General features: G+C 68.1%; 3 protein-coding genes. All 3 read left to right on the top strand.

The window, feature by feature from the left end; genetic code table 11:
• A partial coding sequence (locus ACT84W_RS02490) for an ATP-binding cassette domain-containing protein (RefSeq protein ID WP_444328098.1) occupies positions 1 to 724 on the top strand: 724 nt, incomplete at its 5' end.
• Position 725: 1 nt separating this feature from the next.
• The gene (gene ybaK / locus ACT84W_RS02485; RefSeq protein WP_444328097.1) at positions 726 to 1,217 is read left to right on the top strand and encodes a Cys-tRNA(Pro) deacylase; all 492 of its coding nucleotides are present in this window, start codon (positions 726 to 728) and stop codon (positions 1,215 to 1,217) included.
• Positions 1,218 to 1,392: 175 nt separating this feature from the next.
• Positions 1,393 to 1,822, top strand: a 430-nt coding sequence (locus ACT84W_RS02480) for an ATP phosphoribosyltransferase regulatory subunit (protein ID WP_444328096.1), incomplete at its 3' end; no start/stop codon positions are given.

Here is a 1,822-nt window from a genome sequence, read left to right as displayed (position 1 = left end):
TGCGAGCACGCCCGAGAGCCGCATGCGCGGCTACGGGCCGGGGCGCTTCTCGTTCAACGTGCCCGGCGGCCGCTGCGAGGCGTGCAAGGGCGATGGCCAGATAAAGATCGAGATGAACTTCTTACCCGACGTCTACGTGCCCTGCGAGGTCTGCCATGGCAAGCGCTACAACCGCGAGACCCTCGAGGTCACCTACCACGGCAAGACCATCAGCGATGTGCTGGACATGACCGTGACCGAGGCGCTGACCTTCTTCACGAACATCCCGAAGATAAAGAAGAAGCTCCAGACCCTGCACGACGTGGGCCTGGGCTACATCCACCTGGGCCAGCCGGCGACCACGCTTTCCGGCGGCGAGGCCCAGCGCGTCAAGCTCGCCAAGGAGCTGCACCGTCAGCAGACGGGCAAGACCTTTTACATCTTGGACGAGCCCACGACCGGCCTGCACTTCGAGGACGTGCGCCAGCTCATCGAGGTGCTCGAGCGCCTCGTGGACGCCGGCAACACGGTGCTCGTCATCGAGCACAACCTCGACGTCATAAAGATGGCCGACCGCATCCTCGACATGGGCCCCGAGGGCGGCGACGGCGGCGGTACCGTGGTCGTCTACGGCACGCCCGAGAAGGTCGCCGAGTGCGAGCAGAGCTATACGGGCCGCTTCCTCGCGCCTATCCTCGAGCGCGATCGCGCCCGTGCCGTCGCGGCCCAGAAGGCCGGTGAGTAGCGTGGCAAAGAAGGACAAGCTCCAAAAGTCGAACGCCATGCGCGAGCTCGACCGGGCGGGCATCTCCTACGTGGCCCACGAGGTCGAGGAGGACGACATCTCGCGCGGGGTGGGCGTGCGCATCGCCGAGCAGCTCGGAGAGGACCCGGACGCCGCGTTCAAGACGCTCGTGTGCGTTGCCCCCTCGGGCGACCACGTGGTCTGCTGCATCCCCGTGGCGAGCGAGCTCGACCTCAAGCGCGCCGCTGCCGCGGCGGGCGAGAAGTCCCTCTCGCTCATAGCGATCAAGGATCTCGAGTCGGTGACCGGCTACGTCCGGGGCGGCTGCTCGCCCATCGGGCTCAAGAAGCCGTTCCCCACGCTCTTCGACGAGACCGCGCAGCTCTTCGACACCATCGGGATCTCCGGCGGCCGGCGCGGGCTCTCGCTTGACGTCAACCCGCTTGCGCTCGCCGAGCTCCTCGGCGCCGAGTTCGTCGACATTGCGCGCTGAGTGCGCCGCGCGACGGGCGCCGCGGTCCGTCCAACCGCTACGCAGGCGAACGTTACGAGCGTGCTTCGCGTTTTCTCGCTGCGGAGCTGCGGCACTTTAGTGTGCTAAAGTGGCTCCACCGTCAAATCGGGGGCGCCGCCAGGCGCGGCGGCCCCGGCGCAGAAGGGAAACGAACGTGATTGCAGGCACCGCCAGAGGCTTCCGCGATATTCTTCCCAAGGAGGCGCTCGCCCGTGAGCGCATCTGCGCGACCGTGAGGGACTGCTTCGCCGACCATGGCTACCTGCCCGTCGAGACGCCCCTGCTTGAGGACCGCGCCTCGCTCGAGCGCGGCGGCAGGATCAAGAACACTCCGTTCCAGCTCTTCGACGCCGACGGCAACCTCCTCATGCTCCGCCCCGACCTCACGCTGCCCGTGGCGCGCCTGGTCGCGGGGCACATCCGCGACGAGGAGCTTCCCGCCCGCTTCCGTTACAATGCGCCGGTCGTGCGCGAGCAGCAGTCGCTGCGCGGCCAGCCGCGCCAGTTCACCCAGCGCGGCATCGAGCACGTGGGCCCCGACGGCGCCGCCACCGAGGTCGAGGTCGTGAGCCTGCACGCAGAGG

It is taken from the genome of Paratractidigestivibacter sp. (assembly GCF_052362415.1).
Lineage (GTDB): Bacteria > Actinomycetota > Coriobacteriia > Coriobacteriales > Atopobiaceae > Paratractidigestivibacter.
The sequence above is the reverse complement of the archived record's forward strand: the minus strand, read 5'-3'. Positions and strand labels throughout refer to the sequence as shown.